15 protein-coding genes and 1 riboswitch are annotated in these 20,399 nt (G+C 35.1%); of the genes, 12 read left to right on the top strand and 3 right to left on the bottom strand.

The window, feature by feature from the left end; translation table 11 throughout:
• Window positions 1-57: 57 nt before the first annotated feature.
• Window positions 58-2,508 (top strand): transglycosylase domain-containing protein, encoded by a 2,451-nt coding sequence (locus WKT09_RS01920; RefSeq protein ID WP_340414405.1) that lies wholly within the window; start codon window positions 58-60, stop codon window positions 2,506-2,508.
• Between the two features lie 232 nt (window positions 2,509-2,740).
• Here the strand turns inward: WKT09_RS01920 and yhfH are convergent, their stop codons facing one another.
• Window positions 2,741-2,869: a protein YhfH gene (yhfH, locus tag WKT09_RS01925; protein ID WP_340414406.1), complete on the bottom strand. Its 129-nt coding sequence runs from the start codon at window positions 2,867-2,869 to the stop codon at window positions 2,741-2,743.
• 173 nt (window positions 2,870-3,042) lie between these two features.
• On the opposite strand from yhfH, the gene WKT09_RS01930 reads away from it, so the two are divergent.
• The 8 genes from WKT09_RS01930 to WKT09_RS01965 all read left to right on the top strand — a co-directional run bounded on the left by WKT09_RS01930 (window position 3,043) and on the right by WKT09_RS01965 (window position 15,627).
• Window positions 3,043-3,777: an MBL fold metallo-hydrolase gene (locus WKT09_RS01930; protein ID WP_340414407.1), complete on the top strand. Its 735-nt coding sequence runs from the start codon at window positions 3,043-3,045 to the stop codon at window positions 3,775-3,777.
• A 6-nt stretch (window positions 3,778-3,783) separates the two neighbouring features.
• Complete coding sequence (locus WKT09_RS01935) at window positions 3,784-4,779, top strand: lipoate--protein ligase (RefSeq protein ID WP_340414408.1); 996 nt, start codon at window positions 3,784-3,786, stop codon at window positions 4,777-4,779.
• Between the two features lie 268 nt (window positions 4,780-5,047).
• Window positions 5,048-5,539, top strand: coding sequence for a competence protein ComK (locus tag WKT09_RS01940; RefSeq protein WP_340414409.1), 492 nt, complete (start codon window positions 5,048-5,050; stop codon window positions 5,537-5,539).
• Window positions 5,540-5,688: 149 nt separating this feature from the next.
• Window positions 5,689-6,279: a TVP38/TMEM64 family protein gene (locus tag WKT09_RS01945; RefSeq protein ID WP_340414543.1), complete on the top strand. Its 591-nt coding sequence runs from the start codon at window positions 5,689-5,691 to the stop codon at window positions 6,277-6,279.
• 20 nt (window positions 6,280-6,299) lie between these two features.
• Window positions 6,300-9,776 carry a helicase-exonuclease AddAB subunit AddB gene (gene addB, locus WKT09_RS01950; protein WP_340414410.1) on the top strand — a complete coding sequence of 1,159 codons (3,477 nt, stop codon included), beginning with the start codon at window positions 6,300-6,302 and terminating at the stop codon, window positions 9,774-9,776.
• A gap of 1 nt (window position 9,777) precedes the next feature.
• Complete coding sequence (gene addA, locus WKT09_RS01955) at window positions 9,778-13,518, top strand: helicase-exonuclease AddAB subunit AddA (protein WP_340414411.1); 3,741 nt, start codon at window positions 9,778-9,780, stop codon at window positions 13,516-13,518.
• Window positions 13,519-13,578: 60 nt separating this feature from the next.
• A complete protein-coding gene (locus WKT09_RS01960; RefSeq protein WP_340414412.1) occupies window positions 13,579-14,271 on the top strand; it encodes an SDR family oxidoreductase in 693 nt (230 codons plus the stop codon).
• 144 nt (window positions 14,272-14,415) lie between these two features.
• Window positions 14,416-15,627 carry an NAD(P)/FAD-dependent oxidoreductase gene (locus WKT09_RS01965; protein WP_340414413.1) on the top strand — a complete coding sequence of 404 codons (1,212 nt, stop codon included), beginning with the start codon at window positions 14,416-14,418 and terminating at the stop codon, window positions 15,625-15,627.
• Window positions 15,628-15,807: 180 nt separating this feature from the next.
• On the opposite strand, the gene WKT09_RS01970 is transcribed toward WKT09_RS01965, so the two are convergent.
• Window positions 15,808-16,002 carry a hypothetical protein gene (locus WKT09_RS01970; RefSeq protein WP_340414414.1) on the bottom strand — a complete coding sequence of 65 codons (195 nt, stop codon included), beginning with the start codon at window positions 16,000-16,002 and terminating at the stop codon, window positions 15,808-15,810.
• 151 nt (window positions 16,003-16,153) lie between these two features.
• The gene (locus WKT09_RS01975; protein WP_340414415.1) at window positions 16,154-16,747 is read right to left on the bottom strand and encodes a CYTH domain-containing protein; all 594 of its coding nucleotides are present in this window, start codon (window positions 16,745-16,747) and stop codon (window positions 16,154-16,156) included.
• Between the two features lie 150 nt (window positions 16,748-16,897).
• Between WKT09_RS01975 and WKT09_RS01980 the strand changes: the two genes are divergently transcribed.
• The 3 genes from WKT09_RS01980 (at window position 16,898) to mgtE (ending at window position 20,321) form a co-directional block, all read left to right on the top strand.
• A complete protein-coding gene (locus WKT09_RS01980; protein ID WP_340414416.1) occupies window positions 16,898-17,707 on the top strand; it encodes an NAD kinase in 810 nt (269 codons plus the stop codon).
• A gap of 11 nt (window positions 17,708-17,718) precedes the next feature.
• Window positions 17,719-18,594 carry an RluA family pseudouridine synthase gene (locus tag WKT09_RS01985; RefSeq protein ID WP_340414417.1) on the top strand — a complete coding sequence of 292 codons (876 nt, stop codon included), beginning with the start codon at window positions 17,719-17,721 and terminating at the stop codon, window positions 18,592-18,594.
• A 50-nt stretch (window positions 18,595-18,644) separates the two neighbouring features.
• Window positions 18,645-18,807: riboswitch (M-box (ykoK) riboswitch) on the top strand.
• 149 nt (window positions 18,808-18,956) lie between these two features.
• Entirely contained in the window at window positions 18,957-20,321 is a 1,365-nt protein-coding gene (gene mgtE, locus WKT09_RS01990) for a magnesium transporter (protein ID WP_340414418.1), read from the top strand.
• Window positions 20,322-20,399 lie beyond the last annotated feature (78 nt).

Here is a 20,399-nt window from a genome sequence, read left to right on the forward strand (position 1 = left end):
TAATATCGTATAATATAAAAGGAAACTGAATATCGATGGTCAATTTGAGGTGATGAAATGAAAAATAATAATGGACAGTCTGAAAGAAAAAGACGTTCTGACCGTCATGAAAAGGAAGAAAAGCGGACTTTCTTCACTATAATTAGAGATTTTTTTACAACGACAGAAGAAGAAACGACAAATCATGCAATAGATGAAACAAAAATATACCGACCATCTCGTAAGTTTAAAACAATGGAAAAAGAAACGATTGCTCGTAAAACACGAATGGATAAATACCATAACGAGAAAGAAGAAATAGAAAGTATTGAAATAGATGACATCGATGAAGTGGAAGAAACTGATCAAACATCTTCCAAACGTCGCAAATTTTTTACAATTAAAAAAATGGCAGTTTTTGCTGGTTCTGTTTTTTTACTTTTATTAATTGGATATACGACATTGCTTTATGGTGGAAAGATGTTTGTAGACGAGAAAAAATTGTTTGTTAGCCCACCGACAACAATTGAAACAGAAGATGGAGAGGTCTTTTGGTATCTGTATGATGAATATCGTTTGCCAGTAGAACTAGAAGAAATACCTGAACATGTTCAAAATGCATTTTTAGCGATTGAAGATAAACGTTTTTATGAACATAATGGAGTCGATATGCGTTCGATTGGCCGTGCATTATACCGTGATATTCTTACACGTAGTAAGGCAGAAGGTGGAAGTACAATCACACAACAATTGGCAAAAAATTTATTTTTAACGAACGACAAATCATGGTATCGAAAAGTAAAAGAAGGAATGATTTCCCTTTATTTAGAACGTGAGTATACGAAAGATGAAATATTCGAAATGTACTTAAACGTTATTTACTTCGGGCAAGGTCGTTATGGAATAGAAGCTGCCGCAAATAAATATTTTAATAAATCTGTCCAAGATTTAAATTTAGAAGAAGGTGCATTATTAGCAGGAATGGTGAAAGGCCCAAATGGCTATTCACCGATTGATCACCCAGATAAGGCAAAAGATCGTCGGGATATCGTATTACAAACGATGGCAGACTTACAGCTAATTACAGTAGAAGAAGCAGAAGAAGCGAAAGCAAAAGGGATTAATTTACAAATTACGGAACGCAAAACAAATCCTGCATATGAGGCGTATGTTGATTTAGTTATTCAAGAGGTCGAAGAAGAATATGGATTAACTTTAGAAGATTTAAAAGCAACCCAATATCGTATTAGAACAGGAATCAACAAAGAAGCGCAAAATATAGCATTTGAGGAATTTCAACAAGATACGTATTTCCCGGGAAATAGTATGAAAAATGTCGAAGGGGCATTTTTAATGATGGAAGGAGAAACAGGCCAAATTGCAGCGGCAATTGGTGGAAGGAACTATCAATCTTCACAACATAACCGAGCTATAGAACGAGTTGGACAACCAGGGTCAACGATGAAACCATTAGCCGTATATGGTCCCGCGCTTGAGACGGGAGATTACACGCCATTTTCGATGTTAGAAGATGAAATGAAAGAATGGGAAGGAAAACCCGTTCGTAATGCGGATGAGGTATATAATGGGGAAGTTAGTTTGTATGATGCGTTAGTACAATCAAAAAATACCTCAGCTGTTTGGTTGCTAGATCAAATAGGAGTTGACTATGGAAAAAGTTATTTAGAGAAAATGGGAATAGAATTTAAAGATAAAAATTTACGTATCGCTTTAGGTGGCTTAGAAAATGGAATTACATTAAAAGAAATGGTGCAAGGATACCGAACATTCACAAATAATGGAAGATCTATTGAAGCACATGCGGTTATTGACATTCATGATTTATACGGAAATGAAATGCTGACAGAATATTATGATGAAACAGAAGTATTTTCTGAACAAGTAGCATGGAATATGTTGGAGATTATGAAAGCTGTTGTAACGAACGGAACAGCGCAATCTGGATACTATCCGAATGAATTAGCTGGGAAAACAGGTTCTACACAACATCCGAAACATGAAGGGCAAACGAAAGATGCTTGGTTTGTTGGGATGACACCAGAATATGTTACAGCTTTATGGATGGGATATGATGATATTTCTGAAGAGGGAAATTATTTATTTGGTGGTAGTTCTTATCCAACTGTAATGACGAAAACAATTTTAACTAGATTAAATGAACAGCAGTCATTAGAGGCAGCCTTTATCAAACCAGAAAAGGTCGATGCGTTAGAAGAGTCCATTCAATTACCTGTTATAACAGATTTAAAAGGTTCTCATACATTTGGTGGATTTAAAGTGATGAAAGGGAAGTTAACTTGGTCAAAGACGGAAGATGATCGTATTGTCTATCGAATTTATGAACAAAAAAATGATAAAGTACAAAAAATAGGAGAGGTTATCGGAGAAAATGAATTTACGATAGATAAATTCTCTTTATTTGATGGTAGTTCTTATTATGTTGTCCCTTACGATACATTAACAGATCGTGAAGGTGAAAAATCAAACCGTGTTAAAATTACATTTTAATGTATAACGAGGTTGAAAAATGGATGTCTTTGAAGATAAAGATATTCATTTACGGCCTCGTTTTTAATTTGATTTGTTATAATATGTTAAAATAAACAATAAGAGCGTGTGGCTGTACTAGTCTGTTACATAAAAAAATGAGCAACTATATACATAGTTGCTCCAATAGGAAAGGAAGTCTTACTTTTGAATAGACTATAAAATATGATTAAAATGATTTTTCAAGTACTTGTTATTTAGCTGGGTGATTACACTCATCACATACATTGCCATAACAGTCAGCTTGTTCAACCATTTCGAATCCACACTGTGAACATACCTTCTTAGGTAAGTTTCTAAAAAAATCTAATACATTCATCATTGTTGTTTCCTCCTCGAATTTTGGAAATATTTCGTAAATCATTGTTTATCAATTTGTTAAATTTATTGTACTATAACAGATGTTTGGAAGTCAACCCTGTTTTACAACATTTTTTAATTTTTTTAATAATTTTTTATTGTGTTACATTACATGTAGAAAAAGAGGTGTTTTATATGAGGCTAACAATTATTGGTTATTGGGGTGGATATCCCGGTGTAGATGAGGCTTCAGCATGCTATTTACTTGAAAAAGACGGGTATAAACTCGCGTTAGATTTTGGAAGTGGTGCATTAAGTAAACTACAAAAATATACAAATGTATTAGAATTAGATGCTGTTATACTGTCACACTATCATGCAGATCATGTAGCGGATATAGGTGTATTACAACACATCTTGCTAGTACAGTCCTATATAACAGGTCAAAGTAAGAAAGTGAAAATTTATGGTCATCGTGAAAATCCATTAGAATTTCGCCGTTTAGACGATGATTATACGGAAGCAGTTGAATATGATCCAAACAATGCTTTAAAAATAGGCCCGTTTTTTATTCGTTTTTTACGGACCAAACATCCCGTACCGTGTTTTGGTATGAGAATAACAGATGGAATGAGTACAATCGTGTATACGGGTGATTCTGCATATCAAGATGAATGGATTAAATTTTCTAAAGGCGCAGACTTACTTTTATCGGAATGTAATTATTATAAAGGACAAGATGGAACGGCAGCAGGTCATATGACAAGTGAAGAGGTTGGGCATATTGCAAATAAAGCAGACGTTAAAGAGGTAATTTTAACTCATTTACCGCATTCCGGTCATCATTCACAGTTGTTAAATGAAACAAAAGAACAATTTAATGGTAAAATACAATTAGCTAAAGAGGGGTTAATTTGGGAAAAGGAGTAGATGTTCATGAAATTTATTGATAATAAAGGAATTACAGATCCAATGATCAACTTGGCTTTGGAAGAATATGTACTACAAAACTTCGGAGAAAAAGATACGTTTTTATTATTTTATATCAATGCACCTTCCATTATAATTGGGAAAAATCAAAATACATTAGAAGAAGTAAATACAGATTATGTCGAGGAAAATAATATTAAAGTCGTTCGACGTTTATCTGGAGGCGGCGCTGTTTATCATGATGAAGGAAATTTAAATTATAGTTTCATTACGAAAGATGATGGGGACAGTTTCCATAATTTCGCTAAATTTACCGAACCAATTGTTAAAGCATTAAATAGTGTAGGAGTACCAGCAGAATTAATTGGTCGAAATGATTTATTAATCGAGGGGAAGAAATTTTCAGGTAATGCACAATTTTTAACGCGAGGTCGCATGTTCAGTCATGGAACATTAATGTTTGATTCGGAAATTGAACATGTTGTCAGCGCCTTAAATGTAAGCAAGGAAAAAATTGAATCGAAAGGAATTAAATCGATTCGAAGCCGAGTGACAAATATTATCGACCATTTGGAAGAAAAAATTACAATGGAACAGTTTAAAGAATTAATATTATGCTCTATTTTTGACGTGGAGGATGTGGCACAGGTACCACGTTATGAGTTAACAGAAGCCGATTGGGAAAATGTCTATAAAATATCAGAAGAACGTTATCAAAAATGGGAATGGAACTATGGACGATCTCCAGCATATAATGTAAAAGCACGTCATAAATTCCCATCTGGTTTATTAGATGTTCGTTTAAACGTGAAAAAAGGGATCATTGAAAATTGTAAAATTTATGGTGATTTCTTTGGTATTGGTAATGTGGCAGATGTCGAACAAAAACTAATCGGTGTGAGACATGATAAACAAGCAGTAAAAGAAGCATTATCAACGATGGATATTCCACATTACTTAGGAAAAATAACAGTGGAAGATTTTGTTGAGTTAGTATATTAAAGTTTGAAAAAGAGAATATATGGTAAAAATGATGAAAAATGAAAATTGCATTTTTCATCATTTTTTTATGTCGAAATAATATGTTTTATCTTTCGGAATGAAGTAAAATGTCATTTTTCTTATGGAATCGTTAGAAAAAACGATTTTTTTACATAAGTGAACGATAAGACCTAATTGAAAATTCAGATAATAGGACTTGTTTTTTAAGAAAGTTCTGTTATATTACTGAATAAGCCCTATTTTTTTGTTTGGAAAGGAGAAAAAGAAAGTGAGTAATAAGGAAAAGGAACTATATGAAATTACCCCGTTTACAATGGCTGTTTTAAGAAGTAAAGATGAAACAGGCAACCACACAACTTACATACTGGAAGAAGAACGTGATTGCCTCGTTTATGAAACCCCAATAAAAATTATTGACCATGCTTGCAAATATTTCGGAAGTTCATTAAAAGGTCGTTTAGAAGGAACAAGAGATATTAGTAATATTACACATAAAGCACCAATTGCGATTGATCCGATGAGTGGAATTTATTTTTTTCCCACCGCATCACCTTCCAATGAAAATTGCTCATGGTTGTCACATTCACATATTAAAGAAATCATCAGGAAAGAATATAATCGTTCGGAAATTATTTTTCATAATGGGGAACGTATCACTTTAGAAGTATCGTATGGCTCCATGGTCAATCAATTAAATCGAACAGCACAGTTTCGTTATTCATTGGAAAATCGCATGAACAGTGAACCACAAGCATTTTAAAGAATTTTTGCTGTATCTTTTACTGAACAAAACTGACATTTTCATGTAAAATAGAATAAGACATAGGAATAAAAATTGAATGAAAATAGGGCGAACAAGATTTGCTTTCACGGGAGTCGGATGATTTGTACATTTGGTCAATTTTTACAATGGAAAACGCAAATGAATTATTAGAAAAAGTGATAGAACTAATAGACAAATATGAAAAATTAGGCCCTTTACCAGGTGTTTTATTACCATTTATCGAAGCATTTTTGCCATTTTTACCTTTAATTGCATTTGTGATGGCAAATAGTGTTGCATACGGTTTATTAAAAGGTTTTTTATATTCGTGGATAGGTTCAGCATTTGGTTCGATGGCGGTTTTTTTAATTATTCGTACTTTTAGCCAAAGGAAGCTTTTTCAAAAGCTAAAGGCGAATAAACAAGTATCATACGTTACGGAATGGGTGGACCGTCATGGATTTGGACCATTATTTATTTTGCTCTGTTTTCCATTTTCACCGTCTTCTGTGATTAATGTTGTAGCTGCATTGTCCAATGTTAGCAAACAACAATTTGTTCTTGCAGTTTTATTAGGAAAGTCTGTCATGATTTTTTCTATTGCATATGTCGGATCTAGTTTAAGAGAGTTTGCTGAAAATCCCGTGAAAACAATTATTATTACCATTTGTATTGGATTGTTCTGGATAGTTGGAAAACGAATTGAAAATATCATGTTAAAATATAAAAACAAATAATGTATGGGAGGATGTCACTTATGTCATTAACGATGCTTATCGGGCGATCGGGTACGAATAAAAGTGCTTATATTTTAAAGCAAATAAAAGAAACTTTACAACAAAATCCAGAAGGAAAGCCAATTTATTATATCGTACCAGAGCAGATGACGTTCCAAGAAGAATATACATTATTACAAGATGACAATATAAAGGGTAGTATTCGAGCGCAAGTCGTGAATTTTTCACGTCTTGCTTTTCGTGTTTTACAGGAAACTGGAGGTAGTACGAAACAATTTATTACTTCGACTGGGACGCAAATGATGTTGCGGAAAATTATTGAGGATCGTACAGAACGATTTTTAATGTTTCAAAAAGCAGTTGATAAACATGGCTTTATTCAAGAGTTAGAAGGAATGATAACGGAATTAAAACGTCATTGTATTACACCAGAAATGTTATATGAGCAAATAGCGTTTACGACACAAAATGAAGCATTAACAAATAAACTAACAGATATTCATTTTATTTATGCGCAATTACAAGCGTTGTTGCAACAAAAATATATCGATGGTGAAGATCGATTGCAATTGCTAGCAGATAAAATTGAGCATACTCCGTCTTTACGAGGTGCACGTATTTATATAAACGGTTTCTTCCGATTTTCACCAAAGGAATTAGAAATTATCCGTCAATTATTACATGTGTGTGAAGAAGTAACGATTGCATTAACTGTTGATGAGGAGTCTATTCATGATCAAGTAGATGAACTTGATTTATTTTATCAAACGGTAGAAACATATCATCATTTATCACAATTAGCGGATGCAGAATCTATCCAAATGAATGATCCAATTGTGTTATCTCATGAACAGGGGATTTTTCAACATCGTCCATATATGTATCATTTGGAACAATGTTTTGATGATCGCCCTGCACCAGCGCTGGACGTAGAAGAGGAATGTCCAATTCGTTTGCGAGAAGCGGTACACCCTAGGGCGGAAGTAGAAGGGATGATACAAGAGATTCTTCGTCTTGTCCGTGATGAAAAATACCGTTACCGTGATATCGTTATTTTTCACCGAGAATCAGATACGTACAATGATTTAATTCAAACTTTATTTACAGATTTTAATATACCTTTCTTCATTGATGAAAAACGAACGATGTTAAATCATCCATTTATTGAATTCATTCGTTCTTTATTTGATGTCGTGCAAACGAATTGGCGTTATGATGCGATATTTCGTCTTTTAAAGACAGGGTTCATAGAGCCGACAGATGAAGAATATCCATTAACTGTCGATGCGATTGATCAGTTAGAAAATTATTGTTTAGAATATGGGATACGACAAAAGAGACAATGGATACAAGAAGAACCGTGGGAATATCGTCGTTTTTATGGCATGGACAAGGCTAAAAAAACAGATAAAGATATACAGTTCCAAATTGAAATCAATGCATATCGTAATCAAGTGGTGCAAGCGTTATTCCGTTTTGATGAAGCGATTCGACGTGCAGAAACAATTGAAGAGAAATGTACAGAAATATATGCATTGTTAGAGAGATTACATATTCCGACACAGTTAGAACGTGCTAGAGAAGCTTTTGATTTAGAAGGTAAAATTGAAAAAGGTCGGGAAGAAGAGCAAGTTTGGAATGGGTTTATGCAATTATTGGACGAATTTGTGGAGTTAGTTGGAAATGAAAAAATGGATGTAACGAGTTTCCAGAAAGTGTTAGAAGCAGGAATTGAGTCCTTAGAATTTGCCCATGTTCCACCGACGATGGACCATATAATTGTAGGGTCGATTGACCATTCACGTATGGAAGATAAAAAATGTGCTTTTCTTCTAGGTGTGAATGAAGGTGTATGGCCGATGAAACCAGCTGTCGATGGAATGATCAATGAACAAGAACGGGAGTTTTTAAAACAGTTTGGTATGAAATTAGCTGAAAGTAATCGTCGTGTTTTATTAGATGATACATTTTATATGTATTTAGCTTGTACAAAAGCGACCGATTATTTATCGCTAAGTTATGTTATCGCAGATAGTGAAGGAAAGACTAAAACGCCGTCCCCACTTATCCAGCGGATGAAACAGTTCTTCCCGTCTATTCAAACAGAATTATTAATGGAACCAGATGAGCTATCAGATGCGACAAGATTTATTACGACGAAAGAAATGACACGTGCCCCTTTAACCGTACAATTGTCGCGTTATTTACGTGGATACTCCATGGAAGATACATGGTGGAATGTTTTAAATTGGTATATTCGAAATGAAGAGAAACATAGTGTGACATATAATGTGTTACAAAGTTTATATTTTGAAAATAAACCGAAACCATTAGCAAAGAAAACAGTTCAAAAATTGTACGATAAACAAATTCATACGAGTGTCTCACGATTAGAAATGATGTATCGTTGTTCTTATCAACATTTTGTACAATATAGTTTAGACGTATCAGAACGGCGTACTTATAAACTAGAAGCACCAGATATCGGACAACTATTTCATGAGGCATTAAAAACGATTACAGAATGGGTACAGCGAGAAGGAAAAGACTTTGGAACAATTACACGGGAAGAAGCCGAACGGTATGCCGATGAGTCGATCCATCATTTGGCACCATTATTGCAACATCAGATTTTGACAAGTTCGAATCGTTATAAATATATGACCCAAAAATTACGTGATGTCGTTGCAAGGGCAACATATATTTTAAGTGAACAAGCCCGAGCGAGTGGTTTTTCACCTGTCGGGGTAGAGTTAGCATTTGGAGAAAGACAACCATTAGCACCATTAACTATCCCGCTTTCTAATGGCTATACATTACAATTACGTGGCCGAATTGATAGGGTAGATCAAGCTAAAATAAACGAACAATTATATTTACGAATCATTGATTATAAATCAAGTGACCGAAAGCTTGATTTATTCGATGTATATTACGGATTGGCATTACAAATGCTCACCTATTTACATGTCGTATTATCACAGGCTGAACAATGGCTAGGAATGAAAGCCTCGCCAGGAGGTGTTTTATATTTTCATGTGCATGATGCGATGTTGCAAACAGAAGGAAATTTAGAGGATGAAAAAATTGCAGACGAACTATTTAAGCAATACAAGATGAAAGGGTATGTATCGAATAATGATGCGGTCGCAAGGGAAATGGACCAATTTACATCAACTGGATGGAGTGACATTATTCCAGTTGGATTTAAGAAGGATGGTTTATATTCAAAATCAAGTGTTGCGAATGAAGAAACCTTTACACTACTGCAATCCCATATCTATTCCTTAATTCGTGATGCAGGTATTCGCATTACATCTGGAGAAGTTTTGTTAAATCCATATGAACATAAAAATCAGCATGCATGTACATTTTGTTCGTTCAAATCTATTTGTCAGTTTGATCCAATTTTAAAAGAAAATAATTTCCGTACGTTGACACCGATGCAAGACGAAGAAATTATTTTACAGATGCAACAAAAAGGAAAGGAGGAATAAAATGGTTTCTTGGACGAAAGAACAACAAGCGGCAATTGATCGTAAAGGTTCTAATATTCTTGTTGCTGCTGCAGCTGGATCGGGAAAAACTGCTGTACTTGTAGAACGGATTATACAAAAATTGATCGATGACACAGATCCATTCCATATCGATGAAATGTTAGTTGCGACATTTACAAATGCAGCTGCAGAAGAGATGCGTAATCGTATTGGAGCTGCGTTAGAAAAAACAATTGCCAAGGATCCGACTTCATACCATTTAAAAAAACAATTATCGTTGTTACAACGTGCATCCATATCGACATTACACTCCTTTTGTACGCAAATTGTTCGTCAATATGCCTATCTGATTGACGTGGATCCATCGTTTCGAATTGCAGATGAGATGGAAATGGAATTAATTAAACAAGAAGTAATAGAAGAAATGTTTGAAGAGGCATATGGACAACATATTGAAGAAGTCGATGCATTTTATCGTGTGATTGATATGTTTTCTAGTGATCGTAGTGATATCGAAGTAGAACAGCTAATTTTAAAATTGTATACTTTTGCCATGCAACATCCACAACCAGAAAAATGGCTTCGGGATGTTTGTGCGACATATGATGTAGCAACAGATATAGATGAAAAATCAATCACTTGGTTACAAATTTTGAAAGAAGAAGTGGCGGACACAGCACAGTCTTTCATGGAAGAAGCAGAGCGGGCACTTCAAATTGCGCGCGAAAGTGATGGGCCATATACGTATGTGGATGCATTAGAAAGCGATATTACTTTCTTTCAACAAGTGATGGAAAAATGCGATCGTTGGGATGAAATACAATCTTTTGCTCAGTCTGAGACTTTTGCTAATTTATCTAGGAAAAAAATGGAATGTAATGAAGACAAAAAAGCACTTGTACAAGCGATACGTAAAAAGTATAGGGAAGCATGGAATGACTTAAAGAAAGAATGGTTTAGCCGAAATTTAGCAGGGCATATGGAAGATATGAGACGATTATATCCAGCAATGGAGGAACTTGTCTCCCTCGTTCTACAATTTAGTGAGCGATTTACAGCAATAAAAAAAGAAAAGGCCATTGTTGATTTCTCAGATTTAGAACATTTTTGTTTAGCGATTTTAACCGAAAAAATAGATGGAACAACTGTCGTTCCATCAGATGTAGCTTTACAGTTTCAAAAGCAGTTTAAAGAAGTGCTCGTGGATGAATATCAAGATATTAACCTTGTACAAGAAACAATATTACGTGTCGTAAGTGATGAAGAAAATGGCGGAAATATGTTTATGGTTGGCGATGTGAAACAAAGTATTTATCGTTTTCGTCATGCAGAACCGACATTGTTTATCGATAAATATAAAAAATATGAAGAAGATGAAACGGCTGGATTACGTATTGATTTAGCCAAAAATTTTCGAAGTCGAGAAGAAGTATTAACGAGTACAAACTTTGTTTTTAAACAAATTTTAGATGAATCTTTAGGTGAAATTGAATATGACGATAAAGCATCTTTAGTGTATGGAAATTTGTCCTATGAAGAAGTTCCTTTAAAAGAAGCGGAAACGGAATTACTCATCATTGATCGTGGAACATCGGAAGAGCGTCAGGAGGAAGGAGAAAATGTAGAAGATCTAGAAGCTTGGCGACTAGAAGCAAGATTATATGCGGAAAAAATTAAAACGTGGATTGGTAAAAAAGATAGTGAACCGTTTGAAGTGGTAGATAAAAAGACGAACCAAAAGCGTCCGATTCAGTATCGAGATATAGTGATTTTACTACGTTCCTTAACGAATGCTCCGATTATTGTGGATGAGTTTAAGAAACAAGGTATTCCTGTTCATGCGGAGCTTAAAGCTGGATATTTTGAAGCGATTGAAATTCAAATTATGGTCAATATGTTAAAGATTATTGATAATCCATACCAAGACATCCCGCTCGTCTCCATATTACGTTCGCCGATAGTCGGTTTAGATGAAGATGAGTTAACGACGATACGGGTAGAAAATAAAAAAGGAACATATTTTGATTCGTTACAAACATATAGTAAAAAGTCAGATGAATTAAGTAAACGAGTGCGACAGTTTTTACAGTTGTTAGAAGCGCTTCGAGTGTATGCGAAAGAAAACGGCCTATCCGATTTGATTTGGCATATTTTTGGCGTGACAGGTTATTACGATTTTGTCGGTGGTATACCGGGTGGAAGGCAACGACAAGCTAATTTACGTGCATTATATGATCGAGCAAAGTCATATGAGGCTACATCTTTCCGTGGGTTATTCCGTTTTTTACGATTTATTGAAAGAATGGAAGAACAAAATAAAGATTTAGGGGAAGCTCGTGCATTAAGTGAGCAAGAAGATGTTGTTCGTATTATGACCATTCATAAGAGTAAAGGGTTAGAATTTCCTGTCGTCATTGTTGGAGGGATGGATACACAATTTAATTTAAGTGATATCCGTTATAAATATATTTTAGATAAAGACTATGGATTTGCAACGAAGTTTATTGATCCAGTGAAGCGAATTACATATCCGACATTGTATTATATTGCATTAAAAGAAGCTTCACGTCGTAAGTTATTAGCAGAACAAATGCGTGTTTTATATGTTGCGATGACTAGAGCAAAGGAAAAGTTAGTACTCATAGGTAATGTTGCATCATTTGAGAAAAAGGCACAAAAGTGGAGCAATGTTGTAGAACAACCTGAATGGATTTTACCGAATCAGTTACGCAAAAAGGCGATGTCTTATTTAGATTGGGTTGCACCGGCGGTTATTCGTCATGAACATGGTGCCGCTTTGCGTGGGGAAGAAATAGCCGCGAATGAAGACTTTGATATGTTTAAAGATAAATCTAAGTGGGATGTCCAAATAATTGATGCGAATGAATTATTAAATATGGAAGAAGCAGAAGTTGTTTCTGAGGAGACATTAAAAGAAGCTATTCAACAGTGGAAGGAAATACCGAATGTTGCATCCCATTTTGCTGAAGAGGTCGAAAATAAACTGACGTTTATATATGCACACGAAGAGGCAGCAATGCACCGTGCGAAGCAAAGTGTGTCAGAAATTAAACGTCGCCAAGAAACAGCTGATATGTATAGTGATCAAAGGTTATTACAACCATTCAGGGCACCATTAGTGAAACGACCGAATTTTTTACAGAAAGAAGAAACATTAACGAGAGCTGAGATTGGAACTGCGATGCATACAGTGTTGCAACATATTCCGTTTACGAAGCAGCTGACACGGGATGAAATTGTATCATGTATCGATGACCTTGTCCATGAAGAAAAATTAACCGAAAAAGAAGCAAATGTCATTTCAATTGAAATGATTGAGCAGTTTTTCCAGACAGAAATTGCAGAAACGATGATTGAAAACGAGGCGACATTACAACGAGAAGTTCCATTTACTTATGCATTGCAAGCTTCAGAAGTATATCCAGATTGGAAAAGTGAACAAGAAGAACAAGTCATGTTGCAAGGGGTTGTAGATTGTATCATTCGGACACCGGAAGGGCTTATGATATTAGACTATAAAACAGATACTATTACCGATGAGGAAGTAACGGAACAAACGATTTCGAGGTTGAAGAACCGTTATAAAACACAAGTGTTATTATATAAACGAGCAATTAGTACAATTTTACAAGAAGAGATAAAGGCGAGTTATTTATATTTCTTTGATCGACAACTACTTATTCATGTAGAAGATGAGGAAAATAATCGTGTTTTCAATTGATAGAAGAGTAGTTTTTCGTTTACAATATATGATAGATTGTTTATAGAGGTGAAATGGCAAATGAAATTACAAACTGTCGTTGTAACTGGAGCAAGTAGTGGAATTGGAAAAGAAATTGCAACAAAATTTGTTCAAGAAGGTTTTCAAGTTATACTTGCGGCACGATCGTTTGAAACATTGCAACAGTTAGAAGAAATATTGAATAATCAAGGGCCAGGAAAAGCTTTAGCAGTTCAAACAGATGTAAGCAATCCAAACAGTGTGAAGAAAATGATTCAACAAGGAATGGAGACCTTTGGGGACATAGACATACTCGTCAATAATGCCGGACTTATGTTAAGTGCAAAAGTAACGGATGGAAATGTGGAAGCTTGGGAAGATATGGTGGATGTGAATGTGAAAGGAATATTATACACAACGAATGAAGTCATTAATAGTATGATCGCTCGGAAACAAGGACATATCATTAATGTATCTTCTGTATCTGGACAAGAAGTAACAAAAAATAGTACGGTATATAGTGCAACAAAATTTGCCGTCCGTGCCATCACAGCTGGTTTAGAAAAAGAACTTGCACATACTGGGGTACGTGTAACGAATATTTCCCCTGGAATGGTCGAAACGAGGTTGATAGATGGATATGAATTAAAACGGAAACCATTAGACCCGACGGACATAGCAAATGCGATTTATTATGCTATCTCCCAACCATCCTATGTGAATGTAAATGAAATTACTGTTCGCCCAGTATAAAAAGTGAGAAATGGGAGAAATTGATTTTTTTTCTCGACTGATACTGGTATAATATATACATTGTTCAACAATTCACGATTGAATGTACGTATATGAATAAAAAATGCTTTATGTCAAAACAATAAATGGAAGGTGGAGTAATAAATGAATAGCAAACCAAAAATTGTAGTGCTTGGAGCAGGTTATGCAGGTTTAAAAACTACAAAAGAATTAACAAAACTGTTCACACCAGAAGAAGCAGATATTATTTTAGTAAACAAACATAATTATCATTATGAGTCAACATGGTTACATGAGGTGGCAGCAGGAACGATTAACCCTAACCAGGCACGCTTCATGATTAGCGATGTAATTAATCCTAACCGTGTACGTTTAATTTATGATTTAGTAGAAAAAGTTGATACGGAAAACCAACGTGTAGTATTAGAAAATGGCGAACTTACTTATGATTATTTAGTATTCGCTTTAGGTTTCGAAACAAACACATTTGGTATTAAAGGAATGGCTGAAAATGCATTTTCGATTGTTGATATTGAATCAAGCCGTTTAATCCGCGAACATATTGAGTTAAAATTTGCTCAATATAATAATAATCCAAATAGTAAAGATTCTGACTTAACGATTTTAGTTGGAGGAGCTGGATTTACTGGAATCGAATTTATTGGTGAACTTGTAGAGCGTGTACCTCAATTATGTAAAAAGTATGATATTGATCGTCGCAAAGTACGAATCATTAATGTGGAAGCAATGCCATCTATTTTACCGATGTTCGATAAAGATTTAGTAGAATATGCGAAGAAATCATTATCAGATCGTGGAGTAGAGTTCCGCTTAGGTGCAGCAATTAACGAATGTACAGAAGATAGCTTCATCATTGGTGACGATAATGAAGAAATTAAAGCTGGAACGATTGTATGGACTGGTGGAGTAACTGGAAGCTCTGTTTTAGGAGAATCTGGATTTGAATTAACACGTGGAAAAGTGACAGTTAATAGTGATTTACGTGCACCTGGTTTTGATAATGTGTTCGTATTAGGAGACTGTGCTTGGGTAATGGATGAAAAGGCTGGTCGCCCATTCCCGCCAACTGCACAAGCAGCTATGCAACATGCAGATGTATGTGCTAGAAACGTCAAAGCTTTAGTGCATGGTGGCCCATTAGAAGATTTCGTATTCCATGACCGTGGAACAGTTGCATCATTAGGTGTGACAGACGGTATCGCTAGTGTATTTGATGGAAAATCTTTAAAAGGAAAATCTGCTGCAGCTATGAAAAAAGTAGTTGACAACCGTTCTATATTCTTATTAGGTGGAACAAAAACTTTACTTAAAAAAGGAAAACTTCGTCCGTTTTAATTTTTGAAAGAACATAGGAGGAATGTAAAAATGAAAAAGTTCTTTAACGTACTCGCTGTTGTGTTCGTATCTTTAGTTGGTTATGCAATCGCATCAAGATTTATGGAAGAAACAAGAGATTTTAGATAAATCGAAATGGAAAACTGCTACAGTCGAATTTTGACGATAGCAGTTTTTTCTTTATCTTTTTCGTGTTCGCATCCATGTTTGTTTAGTTGTTGAAGTCGGTAGAAAGGCGAGAAGTGTTGCATAAATAGCGATAAATAGAAGTGGCAATGTGATGATAGGTGGAAAAACACCTAAAAACGCTAAAAAGTTAACAAAAATAAGTAGAATACAACAACATAAAAGGAGAAGTGGCACAATTTGTTTCATATAAACGTCGCCCCCTATGAACAATGTATGTGAGGATTCATAGGATATGTGTACAAAATTTTCCATCATGTTGTAATGAATCATGTTAGTATACTCGGATAAAGGCGGTGCTATGTTATGTTCCGCTGTATTTAACCCGAATCAATCTATGTTATAGGTCATCCTCCGTAATGACAGATGGCAAGCTGTTAAAAAAACGTTCTATTTTTGTAATTGGGGCTTTTTTTTGTATATGATATTGACGTAATAATGCATCAAAAGCTTTTTCCCCTTTCGCAAAAGATACAGCTTCTAATTCTAATTCATAGTCCACGATTCCATTATAATGACTTTCATCTAACACATATTCTAGCTCATTTTCAGTAAATGTACGACGGAATGTTGTTAAATAGCCGTGGTATATTAAATCTTCGGGGCGGACTTGTAAGGCCGTTAGCTGGTCTTTTAATTGGCCAGTTGCAACAGGCTTTCCATCGATCCAATTCATAAATGTATGACGATCAATTTGTTCGTGTGTTTCTAATATGCCTTGTTCATGTGGTTGTTTTAATGTAACGACATATTCATCACGCTTTTTACGAATCCGAATGGCACTACCTTGTTTTTTCAATGCAAAATCATTCGTTTCAAAATAATAATTGGTTTGTTCCATTGCATCTGCTGAAAAAGGGAGTCCATTCAATAATGTGTCAAATGCTGTTTTTTCTAACACCGTTTTGAACTCTATTTCAATTTCTTGGGTCATCTTGTCACCTTCCATCTTATACTTATATGTATTATGACAAAAAATTTAGCGGATGAAAAGAATTACATAGAAATGATAGGTTAGATAGAAATAGTATGATAATATAGAATTGACAATGATTTGAACTTGACACTGAAGGGGGCTACGCTCATGAAGTTTGCAATTGTATCTCGTGGAGACGAACGTTCTAATAAAATTACAGCAAAAATGAAACAATATTTAATCGATTTTGATTTAACGTATAATGAGGAATCACCTGATTTAGTCATCTCAATTGGTGGAGACGGAACCTTTTTAGAGGCGTTTCGCCGTTACGTAGATAAACTTGAGACGACAGCGTTTTTAGGAGTACATACAGGACATTTAGGGTTCTATACGGACTGGACATCAGAGGAAATTGAAAAATTAGTAATTGAAATTGCAAAAACACCATTCCATGTCGTGGAATATCCTTTATTAGAAGTGATCATTCGATTTGAAGGCGAAGAAAAACCACATCGTATTTTAGCATTAAATGAAACGACGATTAAAACAGTAGAGGGTTCCGTTGTGTTTGATGTTCAAATTCGAGGGGAACATTTCGAAACATTTAGAGGGGATGGATTATGCATTTCAACCCCATCTGGAAGTACGGCATATAATAAAGCATTAGGAGGAGCAATTTTACACCCGTCCTTAGAAGCGATTCAAGTGGCAGAAATTGCGTCAATTAATAACCGAGTGTTCCGAACGATTGGGTCACCACTTATTTTGCCGAAGCATCATACTATTTTATTGAAACCATTACAAAAAAATAGCTTCATTATTGCAATTGATCACTTAACAGAGTCTTACTCAAATGTGCGATCCATTCAATGTCGTGTGGCAAAAGAACGTGTACGCTTTGTTCGTTATCGTCCTTTCCCATTCTGGAATCGTGTGCGTGATTCATTCGTTACGGAAATTAAAAAATTTGATTAGGATGAATCAGCTTGAAATGGGAAATTAAAAAAGAATATGATGGAGTATTATTACGTACCTATTTAGAGGATGTTGTCAACCTTTCGACTAGGCTTATAAAACGTGCGAAAAGAGGTAAGATATTAGTCAATGGCTCCTTAAAAACGGTACGGTATGTTTTACGTCAAGGAGATATAATAGAGATTATTTTACCAGTGGAAAAAAGCGAAACAATGGTAGCGAATAAAATACCATTACATATTTTATATGAAGATGATGACATCATCGTTTTATGTAAGGAAGCCGGTATGCCAACAATACCATCTAAAATCCATCCAACTAATACACTTGCGAATGGATTATTGTATTATTATAAACAACAAGGGATAGATGCAACGGTGCATATCGTGACAAGGCTTGATAAAGATACATCAGGTCTTGTGTTAATTGCAAAACATGCATTTAGTCACTCACAACTTGCCATGTTACAACGAAAAAATGCTATCTCCCGTACATATGTAGCGGTAGTTTCGGGTAAACTAAAACAAGTAGCAGGTAGTATTGATGCACCTATCGGTAGAAAAGAAACATCGATAATGGAAAGAATGGTAACGGAAAATGGACAATATGCGGTGACACATTATGAATTAATGAAACAATTCGATTCATATGCCTTCGTAAAAGCACAATTAGAAACAGGGCGAACCCATCAAATAAGGGTGCATTTTTCTCATATTGGACATCCGTTACTCGGAGATGATTTATATGGTGGCAATGTTGATTTAATAAAAAGACAAGCACTACATTGTGATGAAATTAGCTTTATGCATCCTACTACAAAAGAGAACATGCAATTTAAAGTCGATTTTCCAAAAGATATAGCGAATCTTTATGAAAAAAGTGTTTGACAAATTAGATGCATATGTTACGATTATATTTGGAATTTAACATTGTAAATATCTATCCTCGTTAGGTGAGGCTCCTATATGGATGTAAGCTGCTACCCAGAAATGTCGAGAGACACCAATGGGTTAACAGAAACTATCGACATAAGGTAGTATCTAATGCAGTGGGAAAAATCCAAGCCATATAGTGCTAAAACTCCACGATGGAGGCTTCGTTCGTTATTTTGTGTTTTTATAGATGAAATAATTTTCAGAACACCTTCTTCGTATAGGTGTTCTTTCGTTTTTTCGAGCAAAATCACAAAATAATGTATAACAGTTGTCATTCACCTAACTTAATATTATGCAGAAAGTTGGTGACGAACATGGTAGATATACAAGAAAAAGCTGAATTACATGCAGAGGAGTTATTACAACTACTCCAAGCGGAAGAAACAGCTGATTTCCGATATTTATTTTTTGAACTACACCCATATGAACAAGCAATGTTCTATCGTGAACAAGAGAAGGACAATCGAATGAGGGTGTATCACTTCCTATCGCCAAAAGAAATGGCGGAAATTATGGAATATATCGAGCTAGAAGAGACGGAAAAATTTATTACAGAAATGGATCCGCAATTTGCGACCATGGTCATCGCGGAACTAGCTGCGGATGATGCGGTAGACATTTTAAAGGAATTAACGAAAGATGAAGTCGCAAGTTTTCTAGCGATTATGGAAAAACAACCTGCGGAAGAAATTAAAGCCCTTCTTCATTATGAAGAAAAAACAGCAGGAAGTATTATGACGACAGAGTATATTGCCTTTATAAAAACTCAAACCGTCAAAGAGACGATGAAAGAAATGAAAGTGAAAGCACCAAACGCGGAAACAATTTATTACACATATGTATTAGATGAAAGTAAGCGTCTTGTAGGTGTCGTTTCCCTAAGGGATTTAATCGTTGCAGATGAAAATGAATTACTAGAAAATGTCATGAATGAAAATGTTGTATCTGTAAAAGTTGGTCGAGACCAGGAAGAGATTGCACGGATGATGCGTGATTATGATTTCCTAGCTGTACCAGTTGTTGATTTTCAAAATCATTTATTAGGAATTATTACAGTAGACGATATTTTAGACGTTATGGATGAAGAAGCGAGTGACGACTATTCTAAGTTTGCGGCAGTTGTTGATATTGATACGAAAGATTCCTCGCCAACACAAGCGGCCAAAATGCGTTTACCTTGGTTGATTATTTTACTTTTTTTAGGGATGGTTACAGCAAGTTTGATTGACAGTTTTGAAGAAACACTGGAAGCAGTTCCAGTTGTCGCAATTTTTATCCCATTGATTGCGGGAATGGCGGGGAATGCCGGAACACAATCTTTAGCGGTTGCAGTTCGTGGAATAGCTGTTGGAACGTACGGCAAAGATAATAAATTGAAACTTCTATTACGAGAAATGACGACAGGACTGCTCGTCGGTGGAACATGTGGAATTATTATTATCGGCGTTATTTACGTATGGAAAGGCAATCTTTTCCTTGGATTGTTAGTTGGGATTGCCATTTTAGCAACCTTAACAGTTGCAACCATTTCAGGTGCACTTATCCCATTAATTATGGAAAAATTTAATATTGACCCAGCAGTTGCTTCTGGTCCATTTATTACGACATTAAATGACGTTACATCTGTAATCATTTATTTTGGAATGGCAACAGCATTTATGGGAATGTTAATTTCGTGACAAAAAGCTGAAGAGTATTGGATACTTTTCAGCTTTTTTCGGTTCTATCATATATCGTGTTGGGGGAGAAAAAAAATA

Source organism: Pseudogracilibacillus sp. ICA-222130 (genome assembly GCF_037892545.1).
In the GTDB taxonomy this organism is placed as follows: Bacteria; Bacillota; Bacilli; order Bacillales; family Amphibacillaceae; genus Pseudogracilibacillus.